Origin of the sequence: Brevibacterium aurantiacum, from assembly GCF_900169065.1 — a bacterium.
Lineage (GTDB): Bacteria > Actinomycetota > Actinomycetes > Actinomycetales > Brevibacteriaceae > Brevibacterium > Brevibacterium aurantiacum.
Map to the genome: position 1 here is coordinate 35,983 of NZ_FXZB01000013.1, position 22,502 is coordinate 58,484.

A 22,502-nucleotide genomic window follows, 5' to 3' on the forward strand; every position below is an offset into this window, starting at 1 on the left:
CAACTATGGAGACATGAGCCGAACACAAGATCCGATTGAACCTGACTACGTCATTGACTCCACCAAGCGGACCCCGACCGAAAGGGTGCGTTCGGCAGCCACCAGAGCCTACGGTGCGGCCAGCAGCAGTGTGAAGAACGCTCGTGAAGCAACCTCTGGCAACCGTCTCATCGAGACCACCGAGACGAACGTGAAGAAGGCGCTGGGCAATGTCTCCCACGCGATCGACGATGCCGTGCGAAGCGGCAAGGTCGAGCGAGTCTTCGACAAGGCCCAGGAAGGTGTGACCACCGGCGCCGATACCGTCCGCAGGCTGGTCAACCGCAAGTCCGAGTGACCCGATAACCATTGATGCGGCACGCTTTTTAGCGTGCCGCATTGCTTTTGTAACAGTTTCTTAATTAGACTGTGTTCAGGTAACGATCCGATAACTTGGAGTCAGTGTTGAGCCTTGCTCGATCACTGAGACCCATGTTTGCGAAGGACACCGGCACATCTATACAAGGACTGACTGTGGGTAAACACTCTTCACCCCGTTCGAAATCGACGGGATCGCTCTTCTCTGCGTTCAAAGCACCGAAGAAGTCCGGACGGCATTCGCCGCAGGGGACCCAGGCATCTGCGAACACCGCTGGGGGAGTGCTGGCCTCGGTGCGTGCACGTCCAGTGCTCTCCGCATTCATCGTTCCCACCGCCGCAACAGCAGCGGTCGTCGCATCCAGCCTGGCGATGGTGCCCGGCAGCGCCGGCGGTGACCAGCAGGTCGTCGCCGAATCTCCTGTCGTCGCCGCAGCCGAGGCGACCCAATCCCCAGATGAGTTCCTGGCCAAAGCGAAGAAGCAGGCCAAAGAGAAGCCAGCCGAGATCTCCCTCAAGTCCAAGGTCGAGACACCGAGCCCGACCCCGTCGGAGACCGCGTCCGACGAAGCTGCGAGCACGGACGCGACCACAGGCGGCACCGCAGGCGGCACAGACACGAAGAAGCCCGCTCCTGATACCAATGACGAACCCTCGAAGTCCGGTGAGTCCGCTGGCGAGTCCGGTACCTGCCCGATGTCGTACTACGGCGGAGGCGATGGATTCGATGGCCAGCAGACGGCCAACGGGGAGATCTTCGACACCAACAAGCTGACCGCTGCGCATAAGACGCTGCCCTTCGGCTCGCAGGTCAAGATCACCAATACCGCCAACGGAAAATCCGTGACCGTGCGCATCAATGACCGTGGTCCCTACCACGGCAGCCGCTGCATCGACCTGTCCAAGGCCGCCATGGAAGCAGTCGGCGGAGTCGGTGCCGGGCAGATCAACGGCAAATACGAAGTCCAGTGACCGTCCCTGGCGTCGCTGAGCGACGTCAGGGACCATTGCACGCGGCCGCTTGACGGGCCCGTTCATGCAGCGCCAGTCGGAGTTCTCCAGGTGATATGACCTCGACTCCGGGCACCGTGATCAGCTGGGAGACAGCGACGTCCACGGGCTCCATCGGAAGGTCGATGACATAGTCGTCGGCGGTGATGGATCCTGCCTCGATTGCCTCCTCGGTGACTCGACCCGGAACTGCCCGGCGCAGATCGTCGAGGCTGTGGCTGGGAACCCGCAGTCTCACCGTCGTCGACCTGACGGTGCGGTCGAATTCGACCTGAGACCGCGACCAATAGTCGCCGAGGTGGAATTCCACCGGCCGTGAAACCGCGACGTAGCGCAGTGCGATCGCAGTCATCCGGGAGACCCGGTAGGTTCGGGGTCTGCCTCCGGGAGGCTGTGCGATGAGGTACCAGCGACCGGCCTTGACGACGAGTCCCAGCGGAATGGCAGTGCGAAGTCGTGATCCCGTACGGGCTGCATACCGAAACTGCAGTCCGCGGTGCGAACGCAGAGCCGTGACGATGACCGAGAGCGCCTCGAGACGCTCATGTGTCATGAACCAGTCGGGCCCGTCGACGAGGACGTTCGATGAGAAGACGGATTCCGTCTCGGACAGGATCTTCTCCCGCGCCGTCGCCAACTCCCGTGCGAACCCGAGATCGGCTGCTGCGGCACCTCCGACGAGCACTGAATCAAGCTCATCACGGGTCATGCCCGACAGCGGAGACGTCCAGGTTCCCAGCAGGCTGATGCCCCCACCTGGGCCGGCCTCTGTCACCACGGGCACACCCATCCGAGACAGGTCGCCGAGATCGCGATAGACCGTCCGTTCGGTGACCTCGAGCCGCTCGGCCAGATTCGCGGCAGTGATCGGTACGCTCCTCGCGCTGAGGATGACGATCTCCGACACCAGCCGTGCTGCCTTCATGCTCATCAAGAATAGTCTTCATCACTGACATGAGGTGTCAGTGATCGCACGAGATGCTGTCATCATGACCTCATCCCAGGCACCAGCAGAACCAGAATTTCCTCCCTTCGTCCAGCGTCCGCTTAAGGGCCGAGTCGCTCTCGTCGCCGGCGCAACCCGGGGTGCCGGACGCGCCATCGCCAGGAATCTGGCCCGGGCGGGAGCGTTCGTGTACTGCACAGGACGATCCACCTCGGCGCAGCCATCCGACTACGGTCGCAGCGAGACGATCGAGGGCACAGCCCAACTCATCGAAGCAGACGGCGGCCACGCCCAGGCGCTCGTCTGCGATCACCTGAAACCGGAGATGATCCACGAGGTAGTGCGCCGCATCGATGAGCAGCACGGTCGGCTTGACGTTGTCGTCAACGACATCGGGGGAGAGGCCTACGTCTCCTGGGGCGAGAAGTTCTGGGACACGGACTTCGACTCGGGCATGAGGTTGGTGAACGCGGGCCTGCTCACGCACCTGCACACAGCCCACGCTGCACTCCCTCTGCTGACACGCACCCCAGGGGGACTGCACATCGAGATCACCGACGGAACCTCCGAGTTCAATGCTGCCCACTACCGGGAGTCCATCTATCTCGACCTGACGAAGACGGCGGTGAGCAGGCTGGCGTTCGGACTCGGCCACGAGCTCAGCGACTCCGAGTGCACCGCGTTGGCGATCACCCCAGGCTGGCTGAGATCGGAGATGATGCTCGACCTCTTCGACACGAGTGAGCAGACTTGGCTGCGAGACTCTCTGGATACCGAGCGTGAACTGCCGCCTGCGGATTTCGCGATTTCGGAGACCCCGCACCTGTTGGGGCGAACTGTCGTCGCAGTGGCCTCGGACGCGCAACGGCACCGGTTCAACACACGCACATTGAGCACGCGGGAACTCGCAGATATCTACGCGATCGACGATATCGATGGTTCTCGACCCGATTCCTGGAGCTTCATGGCAGCCAAGGAGGCCGACTTGGGCGCGGACGCCCGCGAGTATCGCTGAAACCGATTCCGCACCGGTCCGACCGGACCCGAACTCGCCTTGGCAGGCCCTGGTTCCCTGGTTACTCTGATCACATAAGTGGAACTTTCGAAGGAGAGCAGGATGTCGGATCGAACATGCGATGTGGTCATCGTCGGAGCTGGCCCGACCGGCCTGAGTGCGGCCCGGACGCTGCAGGCAGCAGGTAAGGACGTTGTGGTCCTCGAGGCACGAGATCGTGTGGGCGGTCGGACGTGGACAGATCACATCGACGGTCAGATGTACGAAATCGGTGGTCAGTGGATCTCACCTGACCAGACGGCACTCCTCGAACTCGTCGAGGAGCTGGGCAAGGAGACGTACCAGCGCTACCGAGAAGGCGACAGCGTCTACATCGCACCGGACGGCACACGTTCCGTCTACAGCGGCGACATGTTCCCAGTGGGGGAGTCGACCCAAGCGGAGATGGAACGGCTGATCGCGCAGTTGGACGAGCTCGCCGCCCGCATCGGACCGACAGCTCCGTGGGAAGCCGAGGATGCTGCCGAACTCGATTCGGTGTCGTTCCACCATTGGCTGCGCCAACAATCAGACGATGAGACCGCGTGCGCGAACATCGGCATGTTCATCGCGGGCGGAATGCTGACGAAGCCGGCCACCGCATTCTCCGCACTGCAGGCGATACTCATGGCCGCCTCGGCGGGATCATTCACCCACCTCGTCGATGATCATTTCATTCTCGACCGCCGCGTCGTGGGTGGAATGCAGTCGGTCTCCGAGCAGATGGCCGGCGAGCTCGGTGAGGGCGTCGTCCACCTCAATAGCCCCGTGCGCACCATTGAGTGGACAGAGGATTCGGTGAGCGTCGGCACCGATGCGATGACCGTGTCGGCCGATCGTGTCATTGTGGCCGTCCCGCCGAACCTGTACTCACGCATCAGCTACTCCCCGCATCTGCCCCGACTCCAGCAGGTCTTCCACCAGCACCAGTCGATGGGTCTGGTGATCAAGGTCCATGCCACCTATCCGACACCGTTCTGGCGTGAAGACGGCCTGTGCGGAACCGGATTCGGTGCCGGCCAGCTGGTTCAGGAGGTCTATGACAACACCAATCACGGTGAAGAGCAGGGGACTCTCGTCGGATTCATCTCAGACGTCAACGCCGATGCGATGTTCGCCCTCGACGAGGACACCCGCAAGCAGCGCATCGTCGAATGCCTGGCAGACTTCCTCGGTCCACGTGCCCTGGAGCCTGACGTCTTCTACCTGTCAGACTTCGGCTCCGAGGAATGGACCCGTGGAGCGTATGCGACCAGCTACGACCTCGGTGGACTGCACCGGTGGGGCCGCTTCCAGAACGACCCAGTCGGTCCCATCCACTTCGCAAGTTCGGACATTGCAGCACACGGGTACCAGCACGTCGATGGCGCCATCAGGATCGGGCAGGACACCGCCCGTATGATCTTGGGCACCTGAGCACATGTCTGAAAGGTTGAACTGATGACCTCGGCAACTCCATCACCGGGCCCGACCGGAAGCGCGTCTGCGACATCCGCTTCGGGTCTGAGCTCCAAGGGGCTGTCGGCGGGCAAGATCGGTGCCATCGGCGGTGCCGTCATCGGCATCTCCTGCATCGCGCCCGCCTACACCTTGACCTCGGGGCTGGGACCGACGATCTCGCAGGTCGGTGTGCACACTCCGGCGATTCTGCTCATCGGATTCGTTCCGATGCTGCTCGTCGTCTTCGGCTACCGCGAACTCAACACTGCCATGCCCGATTCCGGGACGACCTTCACCTGGGCGACCCGCGCCTTCGGGCCCTGGCTGGGCTGGATGGGAGGATGGGGCCTGATCTCTGCCACGATCCTCGTGCTCTCGAACCTGGCCGCAGTGGCAGTGGACTTCCTGTTCCTGCTGCTGGCGCAGATCTTCGGTGACCCAGGAATCGCCGATCTGACCCGAGTGCTGTGGATCAACATTCCTGTCACAGTTCTCCTGACCGCGGCCGCCGCGTGGATCTCCTACCGCGGAGTCGAAGCCACCGAGAAGATTCAGGTCTGGCTCGTCGCCTTCCAGGTACTTGCACTCGGCTGGTTCGTCATCGCAGCATTCGTCCACGTGTCCAACGGCACCGCCTTCGACCCCACACCGGTCGAACTCGGCTGGTTCAACCCTGCCGAGGCCGGAGACTTCTCGACGGTCGCAGCGGCAGTGTCTCTGTCCATCTTCCTGTTCTGGGGCTGGGACACCGTCATCACCATGAACGAAGAGGCGAAGGACCCGGAGAAGACTCCCGGACGCGCAGCCATGCTCACGATCATCGCCATCGTCATCATCTACCTGGCCTGCACCGTCGCCGTCATCTCGTTCGCCGGTGTCGGCACCGAGGGGCTGGGCGCGGGGAATCCGGAGAATCAGGAATCCATCTTCGCCGTCCTCGCCGGCCCGGTGATGGGGCCCTTCGCCGTTCTCGTCTCGATCGCCGTCCTCTCTAGCTCACTGGCCTCGCTGCAGTCGACGATGGTCTCTCCCTCGCGCACGATCCTGGCCATGGGCCACTACGGGGCGCTGCCGAAGAAGTACGGAAAGATCTCGCCCCGGTACAAGTCTCCATCCGTGGCCACCATCACCTCGGCGGCGGCCGCAATCATCTTCTATGTGGTCATGCGTCTGCTGTCAGAGAACGCACTGTGGGACACGATCACTGCCTTGGGGCTGATGGTCTGCTTCTACTACGGTGTGACCGGCCTGGCCTGCATCTGGTACTTCCGACGGTCCCTGTTCTCCGGGGCGAAGAACTTCTTCTTCAGGTGCCTCTTCCCGCTGGTCGGGGGAGTGACCCTGCTGGTGATCTTCGTGACCACCGCGATCGACTCACTCGATCCCGACTATGGTTCCGGCTCTTCGGTCTTCGGCATCGGACTGGTTTTCGTGCTGGGCATCGGCGTCCTGCTCCTGGGTGTGGTCATCATGATCATCCAATCCCGCAGGCACCCCGACTACTTCCGCGGGAAGACGCTGACGCAGGGAGTCCACACAGGGTGAGCGCGAGAGGCAGCGACACTCCGTCTGTGCAGCAGCTGGCCATCCTGAGGCGTGTGCGCGACCGCATCCACAGAGAATTCGACCAGCCTCTCAACGTCCAGGAACTTGCCGCCGGGGTGCATATGTCGGCCGGGCACCTCAGTCGCGGATTCAAAGCTGCCTACGGGGAGTCGCCCTATTCCTATCTCATGACCCGGCGCATCGAACGCTCCATGGCACTGATTCGTCGCGGTGACCTGTCGATCACAGATATCTGCTTCGCTGTGGGATTCTCATCGCTGGGCACGTTCTCCACTCGATTCAGCGAACTTGTCGGGGTCTCACCCTCCCGCTACCGTTCCGGCGTCGTCGAAGGCGACCACGACCTGCCGACGATCATCGTCAAGAATGTGCTCAGACCGGTCAGGAATCGAGAAGTTCCACCCCGGTGATGCGCACTAGGATGACGATCATGAATATTTCAATCAACGCCAGCTTCCTGCCTCACACCGATGCCGAAGCATCCCTGACCTTCTACCGTGACGTCCTCGGCTTCGAGGTTCGCCTCGATGTCGGATCCGGGCAGATGCGGTGGCTGACTGTGGGCCCTGCTGGTCAACCCGATACCTCGATCGTGCTCACCCCAGCGATCACCGACCCGACCATCAGCGACGAGGAGAGGGCAGTCATCGAATCGCTCATGGCCAAGGGCAGCTACGCCGCGATCGTGCTGGCAAGCACGAACGTCGATGAGGCCTTCGCCGAGGTGGAGGGCAGGGGAGCCGACATCGTCCAGGAGCCGATGGACCAGCCCTACGGTCTCCGGGACTTCGCTCTGCGGGATCCGGCCGGCAATATGATCCGCGTTCAGCAGCGCGGCTGATCGGTATGACGCATCCAGCCGATGACCATGAGCTCATCCGTGTGCAGGGAGCTCGGGAGAACAATCTCGCAGACATCTCTGTCGACATCCCCAAACGCCGACTCTCTGTGTTCACCGGAGTCTCCGGTTCCGGCAAATCGTCGCTGGTCTTCTCCACGATCGCAGCCGAGTCCCAACGCCTGATCAACGAGACGTACAGCGCCTTCGTCCAGGGCTTCATGCCGACTATGGCCAGACCCGAAGTCGACGTGTTGGAGGGCCTGACCACCGCCATCATCGTCGATCAGGAACGCATCGGGGCCAACCCGCGATCGACGGTGGGCACCGTCAGCGACATCAACGCGAAGCTGCGCATCCTGTTCTCCCGGCTGGCTCAACCGAACCTGGGATCGACCAAGGCCTATTCGTTCAATGTGGCCACGATCAGCGGCAAGGGAGCCGTGACGATCGACAAGGGCGCCGACAAACAGGTCGAGCGACGTACCTTCACCGTCAATGGAGGGATGTGCCCTCACTGCGAAGGAATGGGCACGGCCACAGACATCGACATCGCCGAGGTGGTCGACTCCTCGAGGTCCCTCAACGAGGGTGCGATCACGATCCCCGGCTACAAGCCCGGCGGATGGAGCGTGCGGTTCTATTCGGAATCGGGATACTTCGACCCCGACAAGGCAATCGTCGACTACACCGAGGAGGAGAGGCACAATCTCCTCTACGCCGAGGACGAGAAGATCGTCATCAACGGCACGAATATGACCTTCGACGGACTCATTCCCCGGATTCGACGCTCCTTCCTGTCAAAGGACCGCGACGCGATGCAGAAGCATGTGCGTGAGTTCGTCGATCGTGCGGTCGTCTATACGCAGTGTCCCGAGTGTGACGGCACACGCCTGAACTCGGCGGCACGAGGATCGAAGCTGGTCGGTCTGTCCATCGCGGAAGTCTGCGCAATGCAGGTCTCTGACCTCCTGGACTGGCTCGCCCAAGTCCCCGATGAGGGCGTCAGCAACCTCGTGGAATCACTCATCGCAGATGTGCAGGCCTTCGTCGACATCGGCCTCGGATATCTCTCCCTTGACCGTTCGGCCGGGTCGCTGTCCGGGGGAGAGGCACAGCGAATCAAGCTGGTCCGACACCTCGGGTCCTCACTGACCGATGTCACCTATATCTTCGACGAACCCACGATCGGGCTCCACCCGCACGACATCGACGCAATGAATGGGCTGCTCATCGCGCTTCGAGACAAGGGCAACACAGTCCTCGTCGTCGAACACAAACCCGAGACCATCAGAATCGCCGATCACATCGTCGACCTCGGACCCGGAGCAGGAACAGCCGGGGGAGAGGTCTGCTTCACCGGCACCGTCGGCGACCTCATCACCAGTGACACCCTCACCGGTCGACATCTCAATGACCGTGCGCAGCTGAAGGCGACAACCCGTGAACCGACTGGACGTCTCGAGATCAGGGGAGCACAGGCCCATAATCTGCGTGACGTCGATGTTGATGTTCCTGTCGGAGTCATCACTGCGATCACTGGCGTGGCAGGTTCGGGCAAGAGCACCCTCATCGAAGGATCGCTGCGCCATCGCGATGGTGTGATCATGATCGATCAGGCGGGTATCAAGGGCTCACGTCGGAGCAACCCGGCCACCTACACCGGCATGCTCGAACCCATTCGGAAGGCATTCGCGAAGGCCAACGGGGTCAAACCAGCACTCTTCAGCGCGAACTCCGAAGGGGCTTGCCCGGTCTGCAACGGTGCCGGGATCATCTACTCCGATCTCGGAATGATGGCGGGAATGTCAGCTCCCTGCGATGTCTGCGACGGCAAGGGATTTCAGGCCGAAGTCCTCGAATACACGCTCGGTGGCAAGAACATCCGTGAGGTACTCGACCTGCCGGTGTCAGCAGCCATCGAATACTTCGCAGCAGAGGAGTCACGTATCCCTGCGGTGAGTAAGATCATCGCCAACCTCGCCGAGGTGGGACTCGGATATCTCAGCCTGGGACAGCCGTTGACGACCTTATCGGGCGGTGAGCGACAGCGTCTCAAGCTCGCCACACATCTGTCGGCCAAAGCCGCGGATGCCGCACAGGTGATCATCCTCGACGAACCGACAACGGGCCTGCACCTCGCCGACGTGGACAACCTGCTCGGAATGCTCGACCGTCTCGCGGATGCAGGCAGAACAGTTATCGTCATCGAGCATCATCAGGCAGTCATGGCCCACGCCGACTGGATCATCGACCTAGGACCCGGGGCCGGACACGACGGTGGCCGCATCGTCTTCGAAGGCACTCCGAAGCAACTCGTAGACGGTGCCTCGGAGTCGGACGCGTCCTTGACCGCACAGCACCTGGCGGCCTACGTCTCAGGTGCCTGAGCCGGATATCGGGGGAGTCTGAGGCGATTCTCGGGGGAGTCGAGCACCTCTGTGACACTCACCTGACGGGCTCGTCTCTCAGTTCGTGTTGTGACTTCTGTGAGTCGATTCGGAGTGCAGAGACCTTGATCTCGGTTCACACCGGCACTCAGATCCGTTACGGTGTATAACGGCTCGGTGACGACCGAGTTACAGAACCGAAATGCAGTCGTATTACGGAGATGAGACAGTGAACCTCTACAGCACAAGCCTCCGCAAGGTCGCCCTCGTTGCAGGAGCCGGCGCGGTCGCCGCAGCCGGACTGACGGGAATGGGCGGCCCAGCTCAGGCCTCCACAGGGGCTCAGTCCTCGGAAGGCGTCTGGGACAAGGTCGCCGAGTGCGAGTCCGGCGGTGACTGGCACATCAACACCGGCAATGGCTACTACGGCGGACTGCAGTTCTCGGAGCAGACCTGGAAGGCCTTCGGCGGTGAGGGTATGCCTCACAAGGCCAGCAAGGCAGAGCAGATCGATGTCGCTCAGAAGACTCTCAAGGAGCAGGGCCCGGGAGCATGGCCGGTCTGTGGTGAAGAAGCTGGCCTGACGAAGGCCAACGGCGCTGCAGACGACGGCGGAGGATCCAAGGACGATGGTGGATCCAAGGATGACGACAAGGTCGGACTCGGCGGCAGCTGAGACACCTGCTGATACACGCAGTTGGCTGACACGCAGTCAGCACGATGACGGTCGCGAATAGCTGAGAAGCTATCCGCGGCCGTCATCTTTTTGTACGCTGGTGACTGACCGGTAACTATGATCGTCGCAGGAATGACAGCAGAACTGATGGCAAGACCGACGGCAGAACTGACAGCTCAATATCAGCGGTATCTCGTGGCTCCCTTGGGGTCATGTGTATAACGCCGATAATATACATTATGTTAAGTAAACTCATTCGTCACCACTATTGCCGCGACCGGCACCATGGCCAAAGGAGAATTCCATGACCGCAGGAACAGCAGACACCACAGGCACCGCAGAGGCGCAGCGCACTTCCATGCCCGGCGCTCCGCGCAGTCTGGACACCACAGCTTCGGGCGCGATCTTCACAATCTGGCAGAAACTGCAGAAGGTCCCGTTCGGCAACTGGCTCTTCACTCGTGCCGTGTGCTTCAAAGCTCCTTATTTTCGAACCGTTCATCCGCAGATCCATGAGCTGCGTCCCGGGTATTGCCGAGTCAGTGCCCCGAACCGTCGCGGCGTACGCAATCATCTCGGCACCTATCACGCCATCGCCTCCTGCAATATGGCTGAAATCGCTGCCGGCATGATGACTGAGGCGACGGTTCCGGCAACGCATCGTTGGATTCCAGTCGGAATGACAGTTGAGTACAAGGCCAAGGCCACCACCGGTGTCACATCCATTGCACGGCTTGATGCGCTTCCGGAATTCGGTGATGATCCGATGGAACTGCTCGTGCCGGTCGATGTCCTCGATGCTGACGGTCAGGTGTTCGTCTCCGCGGAGATCACCATGAGGGTCTCTCGGAAGAAGGCTGCCTAGGTCGACGTGCAGGAAGTCCGATCCCCGGCTCCCCTGCGGATGTGTTTCTGGAAATGCGTTATATGGTGTCGCTATGACCTGCATATTGTGTGACGTGGCCGATGGCACAGAGTCCGCAGAGATCATCTACGACGATCCGGAGTGTCTCGCGATCACTCCCCTTCGCGTTATGGCACCCACGCATGTGCTTCTGTTTCCTCGCGCACACTACGACGGTCTCCCCTATTTTCTCGAGCGTGAGGTCGAGTCCGCGGGTCGGTCGGCTCATGCGGCGGGCAGCGGAGATTGCCGCACAGCGCGGATTAAATGAACGCGGCTATCGGTTGGTGTGGAATTTCGGACCGGACACGAAACAGCGCATCACACATCCGCATCTTCACCTGCTGGGTGGCACCTTGCTTCGAGAAGAGTTGGCCTGACGTTTTGGTGCTGCGATCAACTGTCGGCGGCCGCTCCCCCTCACGAATGAGGTCAGCCCTCGCCTCTCAGCGCCCCGAGATCGCCAGCACGCGCTCTGCGTGGGATCCTGAGTGTCGATGTCTCGGCGATGCATATCCCCCAGTCTCCCCCAATTCGATGATGAGTTCGTCGAGCTCTGTCGACATGAACTTTGCCAGCTCATCATCGATGGGCCACCCATCACCGGTTCCGACAGAGAGGTCGGCGGCGTGGAGCGCCAGTTCGAGTATGCGCATTCGCATCAGCTGATGGCCGGAGATCGGGCCGATGCGATGAGGCACCTGTCGGTCGAGATCGCACTCCCCCGCAATTCTGCGGAAGGCCCGTTCATGGTTCCAGAACGACGCAACTCGATCCTCGCCGAGGTGGTCCTGTCCTCGGGTGGCCTCGACCTCTGCTGGCGGGGCTTGAGCCAGCAGCTTTTCGTAGCGCAGTCCCCCGCCGATGAGGTGGTTGATCAGTTCCCTATTGGTCCACTCCTGGCATCCGCTCCTGAGATCAAAGTGCTCGTCTGAGACTCGGGTCAGAGCAGTCACCCAGCACGTCTCTGCCTGGTCGAGGTAGCTGTCGATGTTCCGCTTGCCCATTGTTCGAGTCTTCCTGATCGCGAATGGTTGTGTTCTTGAGGTTACTCATCGGATTCGTTGATGGTCGGCATTGAGAAGTCTGTTCTTGCCAGTCGGGAAGTCTGGCCAAAGATGATCATTTCAGCCCCGTCCCGGTATACGTTACTCACACACGTGATGCGGACCACAACGACGTGGCTCGGTCCTGTGAGCAACTCCGACAAGAAAGTGAGGAGCCCCGCTATGGTGCTGGCAAGTCAGTCGGCCGATTACATCGGTCTCGCAAATGCCCCGGTTCTCTGGATTCTGGCAGCGGCAGTTATGGGCGTTGTCGTCGTCCAGTCACTCATCTACATGACTGCGGTGAAGAAGAACGCCGAATCGGCGGGCATGACCCAACAGGAGGTCAAATCGGCCTTCAGAGCAGGCGGTGTTGCTGCGATCGGGCCGTCATTGTCCGTCGTCCTCGTCGCCATTGCGCTTCTCCCCCTCTTCGGCACTCCCCCGGTCGTCGTACGCGTCGGTCTCATCGGTTCCGCCGCCACCGAGGTTGCCTCGGCCTCGATCGCAGCCGGCACCATGGGCTCGAGCCTCGGTGATGAGACCTTCACTCGTGGCGTCTTCATCGTCGCTCTCATGGCCATGAGCCTCTCGGGTGCAGGGTGGATGATCTCCACCCTGATCCTGACTCCGGTCTTCAAGCACAGCTCCCACAAGCTTGAAAAGGTCAATCCGGCACTGATGTCCATCATTCCCGGGGCAGCACTGCTCGCGGCCTTCGCCGCACTGACGTTTCGGGAGCTTCCGAAATCCCCGACACACGTCATCGCCATCCTCGTCTCAGCTGTGGTGATGACGATCTGTCTCTTCCTCGCAAAGACGTTGAAACAGCCATGGCTCAAGGAATGGGGACTTGGAATCTCCCTGCTCGTGGGTCTCATCGCGTCCTACTTCGCCCACTACGCCGGTCTTGGCGCACCCGAAGCCTGAGGAGAACATCATGTCCAACATCATCACGTCACCCTCGCACGCGGCCTTCGAACGCACCACGACCAAGTGGGGCTCACTCACTCTGTTCATCGGGTTCCTCATTGCCACCGCGGTGCCCTTCTACCTTCTGTTCGTTGCAGATGCCAACGTCAACTTCGGTGAGATCCTCAAGGGGTTCCTGGCCGTCTTCGCCGTCTACGGCGTCTTCTACATCGTCGAACCACTGACCTACTTCCCGATCCTCGGACCCGCCGGCATGTACCAGGCATTCCTGATCGGCAACATCTCCAACAAGCTCCTGCCCTCGGCGATCGTCGCGCAGGACACGCTCGGAGTGAAGCCGGGTACGCGCAAGGGCGAATACGCGGCCACCATGGCCATCTGCGGAGCGGCACTGATCCACGTGGCCTCCATGGTGCTCTTGGTGGGCATCCTCGGCACCTGGCTGGTCTCGATCATTCCCGAACCGGTGACTCTCGTAGCCAAGCTCTACATCCTGCCGGCCATCCTCGGCGGTGTCACAGTCCAGCTCATCGCTTCTCTGCGGCAGGTCAAGTCCACGCTCATCGCCTTGGGAGCGGCGGCCCTGGTCATCCTCGTCCTCATCCCGCTCGTCCCAGTCCTGGCCTCCGGCGATGTTGCCATCGTCGTCATTCTGACGATCGCCATCACCTGGTTCACCCGGAACAAGGCCCTCACCGACAAGAAGGGACCGGCAGACGGCGACAACGTCGGAATCAACTGACGGTCACCCGCCACCTCATCATTCAATACCTGAGACCATCGAATACACCCACACTGTGAAAGGACATCATGTCGCTCAACACCACTCTTCGGAGTGCGATCTCGGACAATCTGGCACAGACAGTCGCCGACTACAAGGACTTCCATCGCACGCCCGAGCTGTCGATGCAGGAGACTCAGACGGCTGCGACGATTCGTTCCAAGCTCGAAGCACTCGGACTTGAAACCCGCACCTACGGCGGCACCGGCATCGTCAGCGTCATCGAAAACGGAGAAGGCCCTGTCGTGGCCTACCGGGCCGACACCGACGGACTGCCGATCGCCGAAGATACCGGATACGACTACGCCTCGACGGCCGAGGGAACACTGCCCGATGGATCGACCACGAAGGTCATGCACGGCTGCGGCCACGATACGCACATCACCGTCGGCCTATATCTGGCCCGCTACCTCGTCGAGCACAAGGACCTGTGGTCAGGCAGCGTGGTCATGATCTTCCAGCCCGGCGAAGAGACCGGCGAGGGCGCGCGGGCGATGCTCGACGACGGACTTTGGGACTCGACCGTCAAGCCAGAGGTCGTCTACGGACAGCACGTGTGGCCCGGTAAGGCCGGACACGTCTACGTGGCCAAGGAGACCGCCATGGCGATGTCCGACTGCATCAAGGTCACGGTCAGAGGCAAGCAGGCTCATGGTTCACAGCCCGAGAACTCAGTCGACCCGATCGTCCTCGGCGCCTATATGATCACCCGCCTCCAGAGCATCGTCTCGCGAGAGATCTCGGGTCGCGACATGGCTGTCGTCACCGTGGGCACCTTCCACGGCGGGCTGAAGGAGAACATCATTCCCGATTCCGCCGAATTCAAACTCAACATCCGCACCTTCAACGAGGAGGTGCGTGAGGTCGTCCTCAACCGGATCGAACGCATCATCCTCGCCGAGGCGCAGGCATCCGGGGCACCGGAGCCGATCATCGAAGAGATGTACCGGTTCCCACGCTGCTACAACGATCCTGCAACCACCGACCAGTTCCTCGAGGCTGCCGGATCCGAGCTCGGAGCAGAACAGGTCCACCTGGACCAGGCCGTCACCGGCAGCGAGGACTTCGGGGCCTTCGGCGATGACATCGACGTGCCCTACGTCTACTGGTTCTTCGGCGGGTACTCCCCCGCCAAGTTCGACGGTGATGAACCGCCGGCAGGCAACCACTCCCCCTTCTTCGCTCCAGACGATGTCGAAACCACACTGGAGACCGGTATTCGTGCGGCACTGAGCGCCGTTCTCAGCACGGTCGGGAAGTGAGACGATGAGCAAGGAACTGGACTGGCTGTCCACCCGTGAGCTGGCGGCGAAGATCGCGACGAAGGAGATCTCTGCGCGGGAAGCACTCAGCGATCACTTGGCACGCATCGATGCTCTCAACCCGGCCCTCAACGCGGTGGTGACCCGCGATGACGAAGGCGCGCTGGCACGCGCCGACGCCGCTGACCAGGCGGTGGCCAACGGTGAGCCGATCGGACCGCTGCACGGCGTGCCGATGACCCATAAGGACACGCACGACACTGCCGGGATGCGCACCACCTGGGGCTCGCCGATCATGGCCGATCGCGTTCCCGAGACTGACTCCCTCATCATCGCCCGACTCAAAGCGGCGGGTGTCAACACGACCGGCAAGACGAATGTGCCTGAGTTCGCGGCGGGCTCGCACACCTTCAACCCGGTCTTCGGCACCACGGTCAATCCCTATGACACGAGCAAGTCCGCCTCGGGCTCCTCCGGCGGAGTCGGGGCGGTCTTGGCCGCTGGCATCCAAGCCTCCGGAGATGGTTCGGACATGGGAGGATCGTTGCGCTCCCCCGCGTCGTTCAACAATGTCGTGGGGTTTCGCCCGTCGAATGGGCGCATTCCTCATACGCTTCCCGGCAACCCGTTCGCGTGGTTGGCACAGAGCGGCTTCATGGCCCGGACGGTCTCGGATGTGGCATTGACGATGAGTGCGACTGCCGGGCCGGAGCCAGGCGGGCCTCGTTCGATCAGTGAGCCCGGCAGCGTCTTCGACCTGCCCGAGTTCGAGCTGGGACATCAGGCCGAACCTGACCTGCGCGGTGTCAAGATCGGATTCAACCCAGACCTCAACGGTCTGCTCCCCGTCGAACGGGAGGTCCATGACATCGTGGCGGGTACGGCAGACGTCTTCTCCGAGCTGGGAGCGAGCGTCGTCGACACGATCCCCAACCTCGGCGATGCCGATGAGGTCTTCAACGTTCGACGAGCCCTCGATTTCGTCCATTCCTGGGGGCCCCTGCTGGAACAGCATCCCGAACAGATCAAGGATTCCGTGATCTGGAACATCGAGATGGGACTCAAGCTGACCGGCACCGAGGTGGTCTCCGCCGATCGTGCTCGTGCACGTCTGCATGGCGAAGTCGACCAGTTCTTCGGTGACCACGACCTCCTGGTGCTCACCACCTGCCAAGTGCTCCCCTTCGACGCCAGCATCGAATACCCCACGGAGATCAACGGGGTCGGACTCGAGAACTATCTCGATTGGATGCGAGCCCTGTGTCTGATCTCGGCCACGGGGTGCCCGGCGATCTCCGTGCCTGCGGGCTTCTCGGAGTCGGGGCTGCCGGTGGGAGTCCAGCTCGTCGCGAAGCCGGGTGCCGACGTGGACCTGCTGCGCATGGCGCATGCCTTCGAAACGGCGACCCAGGTCCATCGCCGTCATCCTCAGCTGGCTGCGTCGATGCCCTGATCCTTCGCGATCTGGGAGATCTCAGTGGCCAAGTCGATGTCCTTGTCGGTGATCGACCCGGCGTCATGGGTGGTCAGTGAGATATCCACATGTGGGAACCGCAGGTCCACATCCGGGTGGTGGCCTGCGGCTTCTGCTGCGTCTGCGATGGCATTGATGAACGTGACTCCGCTGACGAAGGAACCCGTCAGGAACCGTGCGTGGAGTGCGTCGTCGGCCGATTGCCATTGTGTGAGTTCGTCGATTCGATCCTGCATGGACCCAGCTTGGCACCGGGCCCGGCGAAGTGTCCATAGCCACGGCATCGGCAAAAGCAGCGAATCTGCTGGGTCAGGTATGCCATGCCTCAGCATTGTTTGCCGAGCCTTCCCACACTGGAACCGTTCTAGAAAAGGTGTCAGGATATGGAACATGAGGACGGAACGAATCCGTCTCGTATCGCGAAGGAGAAACATATGCAGTTGAGCCCCGCAATGCAGAAGGTCCTCGGCGAGCAGGTCACTCTCGAACTTGAAGCGTCGATGGTCTACCTGCAGCTGTCCATTCAGCTCGATGATCACGACCTTCCCGGAATGACACGCTGGATGCGTGCGCAGTCCGAGGAAGAACAGGTCCATGCTGCGAAATTCATTCAGCACTGCCAGGATCGTGGCTTCGCTCCCCAGATCGGTGACATCGCGGCACCGAAGGTCTCGGGCTCACAGCCCATCGACTACTTCAAGGCTGCCTTGGCCCACGAGGAGAAGGTCTCCGAATCGATTCGCAACCTCTACCGCACCGCTCAGTCGGAGACCGATCTCGACGTCCTGCCGCTCCTGCACTGGTTCATCGACGAGCAGGTCGAAGAGGAATCAACCATCTCTGAGATCATCGGTCGCCTGGAGCTCGTCGGCGACAGCGGTTCCGGTCTGCTCCGGATCGATTCCGAGCTCGGATCGCGTCACCCTGACATCAAGGCTGACAACGAGTGATCGACAGATCATGATCTGTTGCGTGTGACCTGCAGTCACCGTAGGCAAGCAGCGAATGGCCGGACCCTGCACAGGGTCCGGCCATTCGCTGCTTCGGTGTGAGAACTTCCAGTCCGCGAAGTCGCGGGTAATGCGAGAGACCGCGGACGATGAATTGCTCAGCTGCCGAGTACGGCTTGTGAGACGAGCAGGACGATGGGCAGCGTGATGAGCATGAGCACAGTCTGGGCCGCGATGAGGGCGGCCATGAGCTCCGAATTGCCGCCGAGCTGCCTCGCCATGACATAGCCGGAGCTGGCCGTGGCGATCGATTGGAAGATCATGGCCACCAACGCCGGGGTGGTGGGGACGTCGAGCAGGACCAGAGCGAGCAGGGTCACCGCAGGCAGGACGATGAGCTTTGCCACGGTGGAATTGACCAGTCCCGCGACCTGGGCGCGAAGCGGAAATCTTCGCAGACCGGCGCCGACACACAGAAGTCCGATCGGCAGGGCCGCGGCCGCCAATGGCGAGAGCACGGAGTCGAGCACATCTGGCACGCGAGCTCCGGTGAGGTTGAACGCTCCCCCGGCCGCACAGCCGATCACCAGCGGGTTCGTCACGATGACGCGGAGGATTCCGAGCACCGAGCTGGGCCCGGTGCGCAGAAACTCGAACCCCAGGCTGGAGACGATGTTGACCGTGGGCACGAGAACGGCCGCCACGATGGCGGCCAGGGCACTCCCCTCAGGTCCGAACATGCTGGCCGATATCGACAGTCCGATGTAGGTGTTGAAGCGGATTCCGCCCTGCAGCACCGAGGTGAAGGATGGAAGATCGCGAGCCACGAACCGACGCAGCACGATGATGAGGATCGATACGAGCAGTGTCGGGGCGATGAGGCCGATGGTCAGTCGCCCGAGCGGAACATGTGCGACGTTGACGTCGGCGACCGATGTGAACAGCAGCACCGGCAACACGCAGTAGTAGGCGAGCTTCTCCGCTCCTGACCAGAATTCGGGATTGGTGAAACCTGGGAGTCTTTTGAGCACGGCGCCGAAGAAGATCAGAACAGCGACGGGAACGAGGGCGAGGAGGACCGGAGTGAGACTCACGAGACTGAGAATTTCATGAGATGGGAATCATTTCAAAGTTGAGTGTGTTTGACTCAATGTAACGACCTAACGAAAGGAAGCTCATGGCTACACGTTTTGACCCCATCCGTGACCTCGATCGATTCTTCTCGGAAGTGACTCGCACCCCGAACTCCACTTCGCTTCCCATGGATCTCTACCGTGATGGAGAGGTCTTCGTCGCACGTATCGACATGCCGGGTGTTGACCCCTCGAGCATCGACGTCGACGTTGAGGATCGCACGCTGACCGTTCGCGCTCAGCGCCAGTCGGAGGTGGCAGATAAGGATGTGAAGTGGCTGACCCGGGAACGGACGACCGGCACCTATGCACGCCAGCTCACTCTGGGCAATCGAGTCGCCCTCGACCGGATCCAGGCTGACTACCAGGACGGCGTGCTGACCTTGACCATCCCTGTGGCAGAGGAAGCTCGGCCCCGCAAGATCAATGTCTCGCACTCCAACCCGACCAGAGCCACCGAGGTTGTCGAAACCTCTCCGGTCCGTGATGAGGATCCGGCCGGCGCCTGATCGACAGTCTGCGCCGTCACGACGGACACAACGCTCCGTTGCGAAGGACTCGACCGTGAGAAGCGGGCCGCACCCATGGTGCGGCCCGCTTCTTTGCGTTGAGTGTGGGACCGACCAGGCAGCTTGGCGAACCGTCAGGCAACCGACTTAAGCACATACGCCAGGCACATGTAGGGCAGCTCCAGCGCTCCGTCGATAGGGTGCTCAAGGGTGAAGTACTCACGCAGATTCGCCTCGACCCGGGCCCTGGTCGTCTGGTTCGAGCGCAGCCAATAGGAACGGGTCCTGGCCAGATCCACGATGCCATCCACGGTGAGTGGGGTGGAGAACTCGACCAGCTCATGGGCGACGGGCTCGAACCCGGCCGGGTTCGGGCGGTACGCGGGACGGTACACGTCCCCGGCGTGCATGATCCGACTCAGGCGCAGCACCCAGTCGACACGCACGTCGAGTTGGTTGATGAGGATGAGCAGCCGACCCCCCGGTCGCAGGATGCGCGAGATCTCAACCGCCGCGGCGGCTTCGTCGAACCAGTGCCAGGCCTGTGCCACGGTCACGACATCGACGCAGTCATCCGGCAACAGGGTGTCTTCTGCGCTGCCGCCGCTGCTGCGCGCAGGATTGCTCTCCAGGGCCTCTTCGTCGGGATCGACGGCGATGACCTTGGCTCCGCGGTCGAGCAGTGCACGACTGAGGATGCCCGTCCCCGCACCCAGATCGCAGACGTCGAGTTCGCTCCACTCAGAGCCCGCAAGGTCGATGGCCGCATCTGGATAGCGTGGGCGCACTTCATCGTAGACGTCGGCCAGTCGACCGAAGCTGCGCCCATGGGCCGATCGCGCGCGTGGTCTCACAGCTGCCCACCCCGATTCGCAAAGTTCAATGATCGAGGTCAACTCTAACTCGTCGCCGATGGGTGGCGCCCGCGCCGAACTCAGGAAGTGACTAGGATAGAGGTACCGGTCAAACAACAGTGACAAGGAGCATCGATGTCCCCCACGTCCGAGCTGCAGGCAGAGCTGGAGAGCGCCTCCGGCGCCTATGAGGAATTCGCTTCCCGCGGGTTGAAACTCGATATCACCCGAGGCAAGCCGGCAAGCGCGCAACTCGACCTGGCGGCAGACCTTCTGACTGCGGTGACACCCGATGACGTCATGACTCCCAGCGGAGTCGATACCCGCAACTATGGCGGTCTGGACGGAATCGTCGAGCTGCGTGAGCTCTTCTCACCGCTGCTCAAGATCCCTTCGAACCAGTTGCTGGCCGGCGGCAACGCCTCTCTGACCCTCATGGCCCAGGCTCTGACCTTTGCTCTCATGCACGGAACCGTCGGTGACTCACGACCCTGGGGCCAGGGGCCTCACAAGCTCATCTGCCCGGTCCCCGGTTACGACCGCCATTTCACGCTGGCCGAGTCGCTGGGCTTCGAACTCCTCAGCATCCCCATGGACTCACAGGGCCCGGTCGTCGCCGAGGCCCAGCGTCTGGCAGAGGATGAAACGGTCAAAGGCATGTGGTTGGTGCCCATGTACTCGAACCCGACAGGCATCACCATCACCGAGGAGCGAGCGAAGGAGCTCGCGGCGATGCCTGCCGCGGCACCCGACTTCACGCTGCTGTGGGACAACGCCTACGGTCTCCACCACCTCCGGGACGAGCATCCCGAGGTCCTCGACATCCTCGACATCTGCACCAAGGCCGGACACCCGGAACGCCCCTGGATCTTCGCCTCGACGTCGAAGATCACCCACGCCGGTGCCGGAGTCTCCTTCTTCGGTGCGGGTCCCGAGACCAGTGATTGGATCCGGTCGAATCTCGCAAAGATCTCCATCGGTCCCGACAAGGTCAACCAGCTGCGTCACCTGCGTTTCTTCTCCACCCCGGAGGGCGTCGAGGAGCACATGCGCCAGCACGCGAAGATCATCGCACCGAAATTCGACGCAGTGCTCGATACCTTGGAACGGGAACTGGGCGGCACCGACCTGGCGCAATGGACCCACCCAGACGGTGGATACTTCATCACGCTGACCACCTTGGAGGGCACCGCGGACCGGATCGTGAAGCTGGCCGCCGAGGCGGGGGTCAAGCTGACCCCGGCCGGTGCCACCCATCCCTATGGTTTGGATCCGCACAACAACGTCATCCGCATCGCCCCCACCATGCCGACAGTCGAAGATGTGGAACTGGCTGCGCAGGGCCTCGTGGCCTGTGTGAAACTCGCCAGCTACGAGAAGCTCCTCGCGGGCTGAAGCCTGCGTTTCGCGGTACGCAGCCTGAATACAAGAACTCCTGGTCGGTGAAATCACCGACCAGGAGTTCTTTGTCTGTCTTGGTGCCTTTGGGCCTCAGTACTCGTAGAAGCCGCGGCCGGACTTGACTCCGAGCAGGCCGCCATCAACCATGCGCGAGAGCAGCACTGGAGGTTTGGCCGCAGGATCTCCGGTCTCCCTGTAGATGCTCTCAGCCGCGTACAGGCAGGTGTCGAGTCCCACCATGTCGGCAAGCTTGATCGGCCCCATCGGGTGCGCGCAGCCGCCCACCATTCCGGCGTCGATGTCTTCCTTGGTGGCGAACCCGGCCTCGAGCATGCGGATGGCACTGCACAGGTACGGGATAAGCAGTGCATTGACGATGAACCCGGGACGGTCCTGCGCCTGGATCGGGTTCTTGCCCAGCACCTCGGCGACGAACTCCGTGACCGAATCACGCACCGAATCGGCGGTGAGCACGGAGGAGACGATCTCAACCAGGGGCTGGACCGGTGCCGGGTTGAAGAAGTGAACCCCGAGCACACGCTCCGGACGTGACGTCGACTGTGCAAACCGGATGATCGGCATCGACGAGGTGTTGGAGGCGAGGATCGCATCGGGGTCGGTCACGACCTTGTCGAGTTCGGCGAAGATCGACTTCTTGATGTCCTCGTTCTCACTTGCGGCCTCGATGACCAGCTGACGATCGGCGAGTTCGCCGATGTCGGTGGTGAATCGCAGCCTGCCCATCGCCTCGTCACGGGCCTGGGCATCGAGCTTGCCCTTTTCCACCGCACGGGCCAGGGACTTCTCGATACGAGCACGACCAGCTGCCGAGGCCTCGTCGTTGATCTCACGGACGATGACGTCGAGACCTGACTTCGCGAGCACCTCGGCGATGCCTGCTCCCATGAGTCCGCTTCCGATGACTGCAGTGCGTTGAATGCTCATCTGGTGCTCCTTCTGTTGAAGTGGTGATTCGT

The 22,502-nt window shown here is 61.7% G+C and carries 24 protein-coding genes; 18 read left to right on the plus strand and 6 right to left on the minus strand.

The window, feature by feature from the left end:
* The first annotated feature begins 13 nt into the window (after positions 1-13).
* Complete coding sequence (locus BAUR9175_RS10320; protein ID WP_101583701.1) at positions 14-337, plus strand: hypothetical protein; 324 nt, start codon at positions 14-16, stop codon at positions 335-337.
* Between the two features lie 176 nt (positions 338-513).
* Positions 514-1,329: a septal ring lytic transglycosylase RlpA family protein gene (locus BAUR9175_RS19865; RefSeq protein ID WP_101583678.1), complete on the plus strand. Its 816-nt coding sequence runs from the start codon at positions 514-516 to the stop codon at positions 1,327-1,329.
* A 25-nt stretch (positions 1,330-1,354) separates the two neighbouring features.
* Here BAUR9175_RS19865 and BAUR9175_RS10330 read toward each other — a convergent pair whose 3' ends face one another.
* Positions 1,355-2,299 carry a helix-turn-helix transcriptional regulator gene (locus BAUR9175_RS10330; RefSeq protein ID WP_096145563.1) on the minus strand — a complete coding sequence of 315 codons (945 nt, stop codon included), beginning with the start codon at positions 2,297-2,299 and terminating at the stop codon, positions 1,355-1,357.
* Positions 2,300-2,357: 58 nt separating this feature from the next.
* On the opposite strand from BAUR9175_RS10330, the gene BAUR9175_RS10335 reads away from it, so the two are divergent.
* The 9 genes from BAUR9175_RS10335 to BAUR9175_RS19940 all read left to right on the plus strand — a co-directional run bounded on the left by BAUR9175_RS10335 (position 2,358) and on the right by BAUR9175_RS19940 (position 11,562).
* Entirely contained in the window at positions 2,358-3,329 is a 972-nt protein-coding gene (locus BAUR9175_RS10335; protein ID WP_069601349.1) for an SDR family oxidoreductase, read from the plus strand.
* A gap of 102 nt (positions 3,330-3,431) precedes the next feature.
* Positions 3,432-4,784 (plus strand): flavin monoamine oxidase family protein, encoded by a 1,353-nt coding sequence (locus BAUR9175_RS10340; protein ID WP_096145562.1) that lies wholly within the window; start codon positions 3,432-3,434, stop codon positions 4,782-4,784.
* Positions 4,785-4,808: 24 nt separating this feature from the next.
* Positions 4,809-6,353 carry an APC family permease gene (locus BAUR9175_RS10345; RefSeq protein ID WP_009884898.1) on the plus strand — a complete coding sequence of 515 codons (1,545 nt, stop codon included), beginning with the start codon at positions 4,809-4,811 and terminating at the stop codon, positions 6,351-6,353.
* Positions 6,350-6,784, plus strand: coding sequence for a helix-turn-helix transcriptional regulator (locus BAUR9175_RS10350; RefSeq protein WP_096145561.1), 435 nt, complete (start codon positions 6,350-6,352; stop codon positions 6,782-6,784). Before BAUR9175_RS10345 ends, BAUR9175_RS10350 begins: the two co-directional genes overlap by 4 nt.
* 11 nt (positions 6,785-6,795) lie before the next feature.
* Positions 6,796-7,215 (plus strand): VOC family protein, encoded by a 420-nt coding sequence (locus BAUR9175_RS10355; RefSeq protein WP_009884900.1) that lies wholly within the window; start codon positions 6,796-6,798, stop codon positions 7,213-7,215.
* 5 nt (positions 7,216-7,220) lie between these two features.
* A complete protein-coding gene (locus BAUR9175_RS10360; protein WP_101583680.1) occupies positions 7,221-9,602 on the plus strand; it encodes an ATP-binding cassette domain-containing protein in 2,382 nt (793 codons plus the stop codon).
* A gap of 229 nt (positions 9,603-9,831) precedes the next feature.
* Positions 9,832-10,278 carry a transglycosylase family protein gene (locus BAUR9175_RS10365; RefSeq protein WP_269465928.1) on the plus strand — a complete coding sequence of 149 codons (447 nt, stop codon included), beginning with the start codon at positions 9,832-9,834 and terminating at the stop codon, positions 10,276-10,278.
* Between the two features lie 304 nt (positions 10,279-10,582).
* Complete coding sequence (locus BAUR9175_RS10370) at positions 10,583-11,143, plus strand: hotdog fold domain-containing protein (RefSeq protein WP_009884903.1); 561 nt, start codon at positions 10,583-10,585, stop codon at positions 11,141-11,143.
* 182 nt (positions 11,144-11,325) lie between these two features.
* Entirely contained in the window at positions 11,326-11,562 is a 237-nt protein-coding gene (locus BAUR9175_RS19940; protein ID WP_114320280.1) for an HIT domain-containing protein, read from the plus strand.
* A gap of 66 nt (positions 11,563-11,628) precedes the next feature.
* Here BAUR9175_RS19940 and BAUR9175_RS10380 read toward each other — a convergent pair whose 3' ends face one another.
* The gene (locus BAUR9175_RS10380; RefSeq protein ID WP_101583682.1) at positions 11,629-12,189 is read right to left on the minus strand and encodes a maleylpyruvate isomerase N-terminal domain-containing protein; all 561 of its coding nucleotides are present in this window, start codon (positions 12,187-12,189) and stop codon (positions 11,629-11,631) included.
* 222 nt (positions 12,190-12,411) lie between these two features.
* Between BAUR9175_RS10380 and BAUR9175_RS10385 the strand changes: the two genes are divergently transcribed.
* The 4 genes from BAUR9175_RS10385 to BAUR9175_RS10400 all read left to right on the plus strand — a co-directional run bounded on the left by BAUR9175_RS10385 (position 12,412) and on the right by BAUR9175_RS10400 (position 16,657).
* The gene (locus BAUR9175_RS10385; RefSeq protein ID WP_101583683.1) at positions 12,412-13,158 is read left to right on the plus strand and encodes a DUF5058 family protein; all 747 of its coding nucleotides are present in this window, start codon (positions 12,412-12,414) and stop codon (positions 13,156-13,158) included.
* Between the two features lie 10 nt (positions 13,159-13,168).
* Complete coding sequence (locus BAUR9175_RS10390; RefSeq protein ID WP_009884620.1) at positions 13,169-13,903, plus strand: membrane protein; 735 nt, start codon at positions 13,169-13,171, stop codon at positions 13,901-13,903.
* Between the two features lie 68 nt (positions 13,904-13,971).
* Positions 13,972-15,204, plus strand: coding sequence for an amidohydrolase (locus tag BAUR9175_RS10395; RefSeq protein ID WP_009884621.1), 1,233 nt, complete (start codon positions 13,972-13,974; stop codon positions 15,202-15,204).
* Between the two features lie 4 nt (positions 15,205-15,208).
* Positions 15,209-16,657, plus strand: a complete 1,449-nt coding sequence (locus BAUR9175_RS10400) for an amidase (RefSeq protein ID WP_009884622.1) — start codon at positions 15,209-15,211, stop codon at positions 16,655-16,657.
* Here the strand turns inward: BAUR9175_RS10400 and BAUR9175_RS19370 are convergent.
* The gene (locus tag BAUR9175_RS19370) at positions 16,633-16,914 is read right to left on the minus strand and encodes a 4a-hydroxytetrahydrobiopterin dehydratase (protein WP_009884623.1); all 282 of its coding nucleotides are present in this window, start codon (positions 16,912-16,914) and stop codon (positions 16,633-16,635) included. The two genes, BAUR9175_RS10400 and BAUR9175_RS19370, sit on opposite strands and share 25 nt — an antisense overlap.
* A 198-nt stretch (positions 16,915-17,112) precedes the next feature.
* Here BAUR9175_RS19370 and BAUR9175_RS10410 point away from each other — a divergent pair, with 198 nt between their 5' ends.
* Positions 17,113-17,628, plus strand: coding sequence for a ferritin (locus tag BAUR9175_RS10410; RefSeq protein ID WP_029417556.1), 516 nt, complete (start codon positions 17,113-17,115; stop codon positions 17,626-17,628).
* 158 nt (positions 17,629-17,786) lie between these two features.
* Here BAUR9175_RS10410 and BAUR9175_RS10415 read toward each other — a convergent pair whose 3' ends face one another.
* Complete coding sequence (locus BAUR9175_RS10415) at positions 17,787-18,722, minus strand: AEC family transporter (protein ID WP_101583685.1); 936 nt, start codon at positions 18,720-18,722, stop codon at positions 17,787-17,789.
* 83 nt (positions 18,723-18,805) lie between these two features.
* Between BAUR9175_RS10415 and BAUR9175_RS10420 the strand changes: the two genes are divergently transcribed.
* Positions 18,806-19,270, plus strand: coding sequence for an Hsp20/alpha crystallin family protein (locus tag BAUR9175_RS10420; protein WP_009884626.1), 465 nt, complete (start codon positions 18,806-18,808; stop codon positions 19,268-19,270).
* Between the two features lie 134 nt (positions 19,271-19,404).
* On the opposite strand, the gene BAUR9175_RS10425 is transcribed toward BAUR9175_RS10420, so the two are convergent.
* Positions 19,405-20,124 (minus strand): class I SAM-dependent methyltransferase, encoded by a 720-nt coding sequence (locus BAUR9175_RS10425; RefSeq protein ID WP_257944311.1) that lies wholly within the window; start codon positions 20,122-20,124, stop codon positions 19,405-19,407.
* Positions 20,125-20,259: 135 nt separating this feature from the next.
* Here BAUR9175_RS10425 and BAUR9175_RS10430 point away from each other — a divergent pair, with 135 nt between their 5' ends.
* Entirely contained in the window at positions 20,260-21,519 is a 1,260-nt protein-coding gene (locus BAUR9175_RS10430) for an aspartate aminotransferase type Ic (RefSeq protein WP_101583688.1), read from the plus strand.
* 96 nt (positions 21,520-21,615) lie between these two features.
* Here the strand turns inward: BAUR9175_RS10430 and BAUR9175_RS10435 are convergent, their stop codons facing one another.
* Entirely contained in the window at positions 21,616-22,470 is an 855-nt protein-coding gene (locus tag BAUR9175_RS10435; RefSeq protein ID WP_009884629.1) for a 3-hydroxybutyryl-CoA dehydrogenase, read from the minus strand.
* Positions 22,471-22,502 lie beyond the last annotated feature (32 nt).

Coding starts and splice junctions, on each gene's coding strand:
- BAUR9175_RS19370 (WP_009884623.1), bottom strand. CDS start 16,914: ATGCAGGATCGAATCGACGAACTCACACAATGGCAATCGGCCGACGAC.
- BAUR9175_RS10410 (WP_029417556.1), top strand. CDS start 17,113: ATGCAGTTGAGCCCCGCAATGCAGAAGGTCCTCGGCGAGCAGGTCACT.
- BAUR9175_RS10355 (WP_009884900.1), top strand. CDS start 6,796: ATGACGATCATGAATATTTCAATCAACGCCAGCTTCCTGCCTCACACC.
- BAUR9175_RS10335 (WP_069601349.1), top strand. CDS start 2,358: ATGACCTCATCCCAGGCACCAGCAGAACCAGAATTTCCTCCCTTCGTC.
- BAUR9175_RS10380 (WP_101583682.1), bottom strand. CDS start 12,189: ATGGGCAAGCGGAACATCGACAGCTACCTCGACCAGGCAGAGACGTGC.
- BAUR9175_RS10420 (WP_009884626.1), top strand. CDS start 18,806: ATGGCTACACGTTTTGACCCCATCCGTGACCTCGATCGATTCTTCTCG.
- BAUR9175_RS10385 (WP_101583683.1), top strand. CDS start 12,412: ATGGTGCTGGCAAGTCAGTCGGCCGATTACATCGGTCTCGCAAATGCC.
- BAUR9175_RS10345 (WP_009884898.1), top strand. CDS start 4,809: ATGACCTCGGCAACTCCATCACCGGGCCCGACCGGAAGCGCGTCTGCG.
- BAUR9175_RS10320 (WP_101583701.1), top strand. CDS start 14: ATGAGCCGAACACAAGATCCGATTGAACCTGACTACGTCATTGACTCC.
- BAUR9175_RS10340 (WP_096145562.1), top strand. CDS start 3,432: ATGTCGGATCGAACATGCGATGTGGTCATCGTCGGAGCTGGCCCGACC.
- BAUR9175_RS10370 (WP_009884903.1), top strand. CDS start 10,583: ATGACCGCAGGAACAGCAGACACCACAGGCACCGCAGAGGCGCAGCGC.
- BAUR9175_RS10330 (WP_096145563.1), bottom strand. CDS start 2,299: ATGAGCATGAAGGCAGCACGGCTGGTGTCGGAGATCGTCATCCTCAGC.
- BAUR9175_RS10435 (WP_009884629.1), bottom strand. CDS start 22,470: ATGAGCATTCAACGCACTGCAGTCATCGGAAGCGGACTCATGGGAGCA.
- BAUR9175_RS10360 (WP_101583680.1), top strand. CDS start 7,221: ATGACGCATCCAGCCGATGACCATGAGCTCATCCGTGTGCAGGGAGCT.
- BAUR9175_RS19940 (WP_114320280.1), top strand. CDS start 11,326: ATGTGCTTCTGTTTCCTCGCGCACACTACGACGGTCTCCCCTATTTTC.
- BAUR9175_RS10430 (WP_101583688.1), top strand. CDS start 20,260: ATGTCCCCCACGTCCGAGCTGCAGGCAGAGCTGGAGAGCGCCTCCGGC.
- BAUR9175_RS10395 (WP_009884621.1), top strand. CDS start 13,972: ATGTCGCTCAACACCACTCTTCGGAGTGCGATCTCGGACAATCTGGCA.
- BAUR9175_RS10400 (WP_009884622.1), top strand. CDS start 15,209: ATGAGCAAGGAACTGGACTGGCTGTCCACCCGTGAGCTGGCGGCGAAG.
- BAUR9175_RS10390 (WP_009884620.1), top strand. CDS start 13,169: ATGTCCAACATCATCACGTCACCCTCGCACGCGGCCTTCGAACGCACC.